Origin of the sequence: Synechococcus sp. EJ6-Ellesmere, assembly GCF_024345875.1 — a bacterium.
GTDB lineage: Bacteria > Cyanobacteriota > Cyanobacteriia > PCC-6307 > Cyanobiaceae > Regnicoccus_A > Regnicoccus_A antarcticus.
Window position 1 is genome coordinate 1 of record NZ_JAGQBY010000148.1, and the last position, 7610, is coordinate 7610.

7 protein-coding genes and 1 pseudogene are annotated in these 7610 nt (G+C 48.0%); all 8 read right to left on the reverse strand.

The features are described from left to right. Window positions 1-94: 94 nt before the first annotated feature. Window positions 95-625: a transposase family protein gene (locus tag KBY78_RS14125; RefSeq protein ID WP_255144126.1), complete on the reverse strand. Its 531-nt coding sequence runs from the start codon at window positions 623-625 to the stop codon at window positions 95-97. Window positions 626-969: 344 nt separating this feature from the next. Further along, window positions 970-1863: an acyltransferase gene (locus KBY78_RS14130; RefSeq protein ID WP_255144127.1), complete on the reverse strand. Its 894-nt coding sequence runs from the start codon at window positions 1861-1863 to the stop codon at window positions 970-972. A gap of 502 nt (window positions 1864-2365) precedes the next feature. Beyond that, window positions 2366-2554: a transposase gene (locus tag KBY78_RS14140; protein WP_315856673.1), complete on the reverse strand. Its 189-nt coding sequence runs from the start codon at window positions 2552-2554 to the stop codon at window positions 2366-2368. 356 nt (window positions 2555-2910) lie between these two features. Further along, complete coding sequence (locus KBY78_RS14145) at window positions 2911-3186, reverse strand: hypothetical protein (protein ID WP_255144130.1); 276 nt, start codon at window positions 3184-3186, stop codon at window positions 2911-2913. A gap of 161 nt (window positions 3187-3347) precedes the next feature. Further along, the gene (locus tag KBY78_RS14150) at window positions 3348-4676 is read right to left on the reverse strand and encodes a hypothetical protein (protein ID WP_255144131.1); all 1329 of its coding nucleotides are present in this window, start codon (window positions 4674-4676) and stop codon (window positions 3348-3350) included. A gap of 588 nt (window positions 4677-5264) precedes the next feature. Next, entirely contained in the window at window positions 5265-5513 is a 249-nt protein-coding gene (locus KBY78_RS16415) for an N-acetylneuraminate synthase family protein (RefSeq protein ID WP_399215946.1), read from the reverse strand. A gap of 86 nt (window positions 5514-5599) precedes the next feature. Next, a pseudogene (locus tag KBY78_RS14155) lies at window positions 5600-7137 on the reverse strand (IS5 family transposase). A gap of 27 nt (window positions 7138-7164) precedes the next feature. Next, complete coding sequence (locus KBY78_RS16420) at window positions 7165-7383, reverse strand: N-acetylneuraminate synthase family protein (protein WP_399215948.1); 219 nt, start codon at window positions 7381-7383, stop codon at window positions 7165-7167. Between the last annotated feature and the right edge of the window lie 227 nt (window positions 7384-7610).

The following is a 7610-nucleotide window of genomic DNA, read 5'->3' on the forward strand; positions in this document are numbered from 1 at the left end:
GGGATTCATCGTGAAACAACGAGGTGCACATGCGCCTCAAGAATGACAGCCCGTCATTCACCCCTGTTCTCCCTCAGTCCAGGGCAATCGGGCCTCAGGATTTACACCATTCCAAGGGACGCGGCCCCTGGATCTCACCACTGGCGTCGGTGGCGTAGGTCGTCTGGGCGATCGCCACGCCCAGAGTCTCTGAATAGAGGCTCACCTGAGCGATGAATTTCGCTGCGCCAGAGTCGGTTTCGGCGATCGAGCCCCTCAGGGTCTTGCCGTCACAGACCAGGGTGTCCAGCTCAGCGACGCCCGGCTGGGCCGTCATCCAGCCGCGCAGCAGGCTCTCAAAGCCAGCCACGTCCAGCTGGGCCAGCAGCAGCCTGAATGTGGAATCCGATGGCGACTTGCCGAAATCGGTGCCCAGCAGCTTGTTGAGCGTCTGCCGGTGGCGTTTGGCAAATCGCTCCATGCCAACCAGCGAGCCCTGGCCGCTGAGGATCGCGAGGATCGCCACCAAGAGCATCCACCACTGGGGAAAGCGAATGCCGCGGCGCATCCGGCAGTCCGGAAGGGCCTTGAGGAAGCTGATCAGATCGCTTGCAGCGACTGGGGTGGTGGTGAGCTGGGAGGCCAAGGGGCAGGGGCGGTTCCCGCGCAGGACACCGTAGGCGCAGCGCCCAAGCCAGGGCTATTGGGGCAGACTTCTAATAGGCCCTGCTGCCAGAGTGGCTTGCAGATGATTAGTCGACACCCCCTGAAAGGCCCTTTGTGATCCTGCCCCTAATCGTTTCCAGTGGCAGTTGGACATAAACTACTAGCAAAATCGAAAACGCTATGGTTAGCGCGATAGAGGCAAGTGGATAAATACTTAGTGAGATTGGGGAACGATTAGAGATTTTAGATATTAACGCAGAAGTAAAAGAAATTACGAGCATATGACTTATATATACTGGGTATGAATACTCACCGATAAACCTATCAACATGATCTTTTTTTGTGAGCGCAAACAATACAGGTATTGAAGCGAAAAATTAAATAGGTTATTGTGGTACCTATCTTTATGCCAGTAGCAGGCAAAATGACTGCCCAAATAATAGGTGTTGATCGTAGCGCAATTTTCAAGCCGAGAGGAAAATTTGATATATTTTGAGATAATTTTAAATAATTATAAATTCGATTTAATAAAATACCTATAATAAAAAATACAAAGAGATATGGTGTAAAATAATAGCTATCACCACCTGAAATGCTATTCCACATTTTTCCAGTAAAAAATGCTAAGATGCCTAGCAGACCCAACCCAAAGCTTCCTAGCCTGACTATAAATGGTGTAGCAAGATAAAACCATAATTCAGTTCCCAAACTCCATGCCTGCCTTACCCAAACCATCCAACCCATCCATATTATATCAGGATTATCCATAGTTGAACCTGACTTTGAGCCTATTAAAGCTATCATGTCTGAATTTATATTCAGTCCCAATAGAGAAGGTATATCGATTCCTATAATTAAAATATTGCTAAGCCATAATATAAAATTTTCAAATGGAGAAAAATATGATGAAAATCGCAACAGCGGAAAATCAGGAGTGCGGCCGTTGGTTAGATATTCTAATGTGATATACCAGATAATTGAGAGTGCTAAAATTACAATATATAATGGATAAAGTCTCAGATAACGTGCTATCCAAAACCTTTTCATACCTTCCCAATTTTTTACCTCGTACTTAGACTTTAGTATCAGCCCCATATAAAAACCACTTATTGCAAAGAAAATTTTTACTGCGTCACCACCATCCAACGCAAACTGTTTTCCAAGCCTTAGGTGTCCGATTACTACACACATAGCAAGTATGAGACGAAGTAACCCCATGATACCTATGAAAGATTTGTTTTAAAAATAAATTTTATTATACTCATTTTCAGCATCTATTTTTCAGGCTTTAAAAGGAATTGGTTTGAAAAACTTATTTTAAGAGTACCTCTGATAATCAGCGCAAAAGAGAAATCTTGCGGTCATTAAAAAGCTGCCAAGGCGGCGGCTCTGCAATAAAGCATTATATCGTCTATTGACGAGTTACTTTGAGCAATGGCACTTCTATGAGTGTCTCATGCAACCACTGCTACGCGGGCAAAGCGCTGAAGAAAACGAAGGAAGTTGAATGTCAGGTTCTTGTGTTCCCACCAAGCCTCGTTCCTTTCTAGCCCAATCTTTCTTGTGAGCTTTCCCCCCATTGTCATGGTCATGCAACCAAAGACATGCTCTACGCACGCTCTGATTGACGACTTGATACGATTCAATTCCTTGGCTGCGTCGCTAAGCAGATGATTGCGAGCGCCTTTTTCGTATAGCAGGCTTTCGAAGCCACCGAGACTCAGAAGTTCATTAACCAGTCGCCGGAATACTTTGAGTTTGCCCAGATATAGTCATGTTCGTTATCTGGATTCAGCAGGAGTGGGAACATCTGGCTCTCATGGATATTGGCAGTCGTGGCAGCATACCGGCGGATCAACCCATTGTCGACATCGATGCAAATGCTGTTCTTGTAACCGTAGTAACTGATGCCGTTCTTTTTTGTCCAGCGAACATCTCAATCCTTTTGCTGCAAGCGATTTGGGTTTTCCTCCCAGCCCTCCGGCAGCCTCCCGCCTTTGATTTCCTTGTTCTCCTCGTGGATATTGCGTTGCTACTGTTGCGCAGAAGCCTGCGGCTAGGGAACAGGGACGAAAGTTGCGTCAATCATCTGACCACCACGGGCTTGGATACCCTGTGAGCGCCGGCATGCCTCAAACATCACAAAGTGTTCCTCAATAACTCACGCCTTGCGCAGTCGTTCTCTGAAGAAGGCGACTGTGGTGGCATCGGGAGTGCTATTCATCTCTCCAAGCCCGACAAACTTCTCAAAGGAGCGGCTGTCATTCACCTAAAATTTGAGCTCGTCAACCGCAGACGGAAGGCTAGGCCTACGCTCAAATTGAAAAGCTGCTGCAGCACCAACATATTATAGAGAATCAACGGATCAATCCTCATGCGCCCTGCATTGCTCTTGCCCTCCTGATCATAGCCATGGTCAAGAAGTGGGCGAAACGATTCCCATGGGAATGAATCAGCCAGGCGCTTGAGAACCGGTTTTTTATCCTGGCTTTTTGGCTCTTTATTCTTCGTCCCAGAAACCTCACTGACCCACGTTGTCACGTCAAATACTCAACAAATCATAGTTGTGATCATGTCGCAGTTGAACATTTTGTTGATTTTCCGAGGTGCCCTTAATTCCACTTGGAAGGGAGTTAATTTTTGTCCTGGGAGAGAAAACTAATTTCGCTTGACTTATCCAGGGGTTGATCCTCAATTTAAATTTACTGCATAATATTTTGGAGAAACCCTTTTAAATAAATCTGTACTCTCCAGTATGTATAAAGAAGTAAGCTGATGAACCCTTTTCGAGTAGGGATCCTGCACTTAAGGCATAGGTTATAAAATTGCTGAAGAAATTGATTCAGGCCCCCTCGAGTAAAGCTATAAACTTCCTTCTCAATTAGGAAGATTTCGCCCTTCTTGCTTAGAAAATTTATATATTGAGCAGCGACTTCTTTGGAACAGTTAATTAATTCAGGATTTGTTATGTATTTGTCTAGTATTTCAAAATTTTTGGCTTCTGGCATCATCCCAACCCCAGAATAGGCGCATTCTCCGATACATACTGCCCTTGCCCCCAATAGAATAGCCTCTGGACCAGCAGTAGAGCCGTAACACAAAGTACATTGTGAAGCACATGCGAGCGCAAATGTATCGATAGATGAATCAGGGGGAATGACGTGAACGTTTTTATAATTCAGTCGGAGAAGATCTTTAACGCTTTGCGGATTGTATTTTTGCAGCCGTGGATGGAGCCTCACGTAGAACAATATCTCTTTATTACTGATATATTTATGAGATAGTGATGCCAATAGATTGGCAAAGGATTCATGGCCCCAAAGGCGTAGAGAATCGTCAACATTGGCGTATTCGTCTTCTGATGAATGCAGTATAGATATATTGTGTATATCAATATTAAAGTCTGCGGGTAATGCCTTTGCTTTTTGACTTGCGCGAAACCCTTGAGCGTAGATATCTTCTTTTGAATTTATCCTGTTAATTATAGAAGATGTATTTAATTGTGCATGTTGAAGCTTTAAGTAATTAATAAATTGACCCTGCAAATTTGAAAGTGAGTGGGGAGTCGAGTTGTGACAAAGGTTAAATTTTTTTGGTGAGAATTCAACTTCATATGTATAAAAATCGATTCCTCTATCTTGGCACATCCTTAGCAATGGACGAGAGTCAAAGTGCCTTCCGTTGAACATATAAACTTTATCTGGGTAGTATTTATCTAATATTTCCCCTAAAAGACGTGCTACTTGGGTGCCCGCTTTTAGTCTTGTCCTCACCCCTTTAAGTAGGCTTGCCAATGGTGGATTGTCGTCTCCATAATCTGTTTTTATGCTTGAAAGTACTGCAGTTCCTATATCAATATTGTTCTCTGTCAACTGGCACAAATCTGCCTGTGAGGTAATCTTGGCTTTTCTATCAACAGTAATGTCAGTTGGTTTTAGAAAGATTACATCATCGCAAAGTGGCATGATGTTCTTGCGATAGCTGTCTTGGCATCCAATGCATACAAAGAGATCTTTGTAATCTTTCCTCATTGCGTGGCAATGTGAAAGCGCGCCATCACAATGTACTCCAATGCAATGGCTTCCCTTCTCCTTCTCCCTAAGGATTAGCTCTCGTTCAATCTTTATGCTTGGCGCCCAGTCAATAAATGTAGACCAGAAAAGGACTGTAGATCTCGACATTATAATACTCTATGTTTGTTTTGCGATTAATGAGAGAGTTTTGAATATCTTTCGTGGAAAGGCGTCCTCGATTATTTTTTTATATGTTCTTATCTATGTCTAGAATGGGATCTCCAGGAAAGGTGGTCATAATTTTGTGAATCAGATTCCGCCCTATCTCAATTAATTTTATGTATTGGCTTGGTTGTGCGTCAGGGTCCGGTCTGATAATTCGAATGTTTGATGCTGTGATGTGGGCTACCTCTGAAATCTTTTCCGAATCGTATATAGAGCGGCGAAATATCAGGCTATTCATCTCGGATGCCTTTGCACTGTCGTGAATTTTACCAAGTTAATGTCAGGCCTGAAGGCCCTCGCTAGAAAGCTTCGAGAGCTTTTTGGGCTCAAGTGAGAATGCTGTGACCATTTACCCATCGGCGAGGCAGGGTAAAATATTTTTCACCACGCTGGCACCCAAGGCCACGGCGCCACTGCCACGCCCGGCCCCATTTTGTGGGCGCTAATGCCGTCTTCGCAGCCAAAAAGCTCCCGCAAGTGGGGGATCGTCCGGATGTTTGTGTTTACGGGGCTGGCGTGGTAAGTGCTGGTGCACTTGAATCGCACCAGCTGGATCCAGCTCGCGTCGCGCGCGGTGCGCACGGTGTCGGCGGGTTCGCCGAGTCTTGCCATGCCGGATGAGATGATCAGAGGTTTGCAGGTAGGGCTTCCTGAGAAAGAGGGGCCGAGCCCAACCCGTCAAAGACCTGCACTCGAACGGCATGGAGCCTTGTCGTTCATGCGGGAACCGCCTGATTACTCAGGTGCGCGAAACGTGAACCTTTCTCTGGTTCATTGCGGAGGAGAAGCCGGAGCAAGTACGCAAAAAAGACAAAAAGAAGCTCCAGAAGCTTCTCGAGGTTCATCACCAGCACATTCAGTGCAATGGTTGAACCTTGAGTAACCGCGAGCTTCTCGCGAATCAGGCCCAGTCCAAAACGACGCTTTCCTTGGCCGATCTTACCTTCAACAGCATTTCTTTGCCGTTGGTCATCCATGAACTGCCGTTTTCGGCTGCCACTAACTCAGGATCGTTCTTCGGCCGTCCCAGGCGTGGGCCGCTCAAACGGATGCCATGGCGCTGACAGAACGCACGGTTCGATCTGGTGCGGTAGATCTGGTCAGCACAAATTACCTTCGGATAGTGACCATGGCGTCGCCGATAGGCTATGGCTTGAGCCTTGAGGTCTTCTCCTTCGTTGTAGGGGTTGTAGCTGAGACGATCGAGGAAGGTGAATCCCTCACCGGTGACAGAAATTGAGATCTTGGCGCCGAACTCAACATTGCAACGAGCCTTGCCACGAACAATCGGCCTAATATGCGCTTGGTAGAGGCTGACGATGCGATCAGGGATACTTCTACTATCTGCGCAATACAGAATGGTCTGCTGGCGGACCAGCTTGCTGACCACCAACAACTTTTGATAGATATGTCGACCGGCGGCCAGAAGGCAGCCGCCACAAGCGGTTAGAGCGTCAATGCTCGAGAGATTTCGCTTCAAGTGCCCCAGCTGCTGCTTGATGGCCTTGCGGATCTTGTTGATCCGGGGCTTCTTTTTCTTGGCTACGGCGAGAAACTGCTGCCTCGCCTGTTTGCGGTGTGTACGTGGCTTATGACCAAAACGTTCTCTGATCGGAGGATGCATCGCATCAATCAGAATCTCTGTCACCTCCCTGGCTTCATTGAGTAGTGATAGATCAGTTGGATGACGGATATCCACAGGCGCACAGGTGGCATCGATCAGCAGCGAGCCCTGGTTCGGCTGCTTCTGAGCAGATGGTCTTGGCTGGTCGAAAGAACTGGCTGATCCGCCGCCACTACCACTGCCGCCGTCATCGCCGGGGGCCTGGGAACCTGATGAGCGAATCACCCTCAGACCGTGGCGCACAATCCGTTCGTTGCAGTCATTCACGACGACTTCCGGTAGGCGCTTGCGGAAATACACCATCATCGACGGATCAAACGGCGCTGAATACTGGAATGCTTCCAGGCCGATGAAGAACTGGAGATATGGATTCTCCTTGATCTGCTCGACCAGCTCTTCATCCGTGAGCCCGAGACGAGCCTTGATGATCAATGCGCCGAGTGCCATGCGAAAGGGCTTTGCTGGCGCTCCAAATCCCTTGCAGAACTGAGCCGCGTAATCATCCTCCAGCTCATCCCACGGAATGAGCTCAGCCAGTTTGATCCAGCGATTGTCGCCAGAGAGTTTGCCGCCAAATGGCAGAAAGAAGTCTTCGAACGAGAGCTGATGACGATGCTCACGCCGATACATGTGGAAAACCCCGGGCCGCTTTTGGGCTCAAATCAGCCCGTTTGCGCACATTCTACCGCCAAAAACTGCTGAAATCCACTGCAGCGCAGTGGATCTGGTCTTATTCAGGAAGCCCCAGGTAGAGGCGTTCTTTTCGATCAGCGGGATGTGGTTGTCCTCAAAGCTGGCGATCTTGAAGGCGAGGGCGCCGAGGGCTTCGAGGAAGCCGCCGGCGGTTTTATCAAACGGCGAGCCGAAGTAGATCAGACCTAGCTAGCGGGCCCGCTCCATCATCGGGCCGTGCCACTCCCAGGGACGGCCTGCTGGGTGAGGGCGTAGAGGTTAAGGACGGCCATAGGGAATCGGGAGTTTGCGTCCCCTGTGTTGGTGTAAATCCCTGGGGACCTCAACCCCGGCGTAGCCGGGGTTGAGCGCGCACCTCAGACGTTCCGCTCAGCGGCCAGCGTTGCAAGGGGTGGGCAGGCCCGTGACCC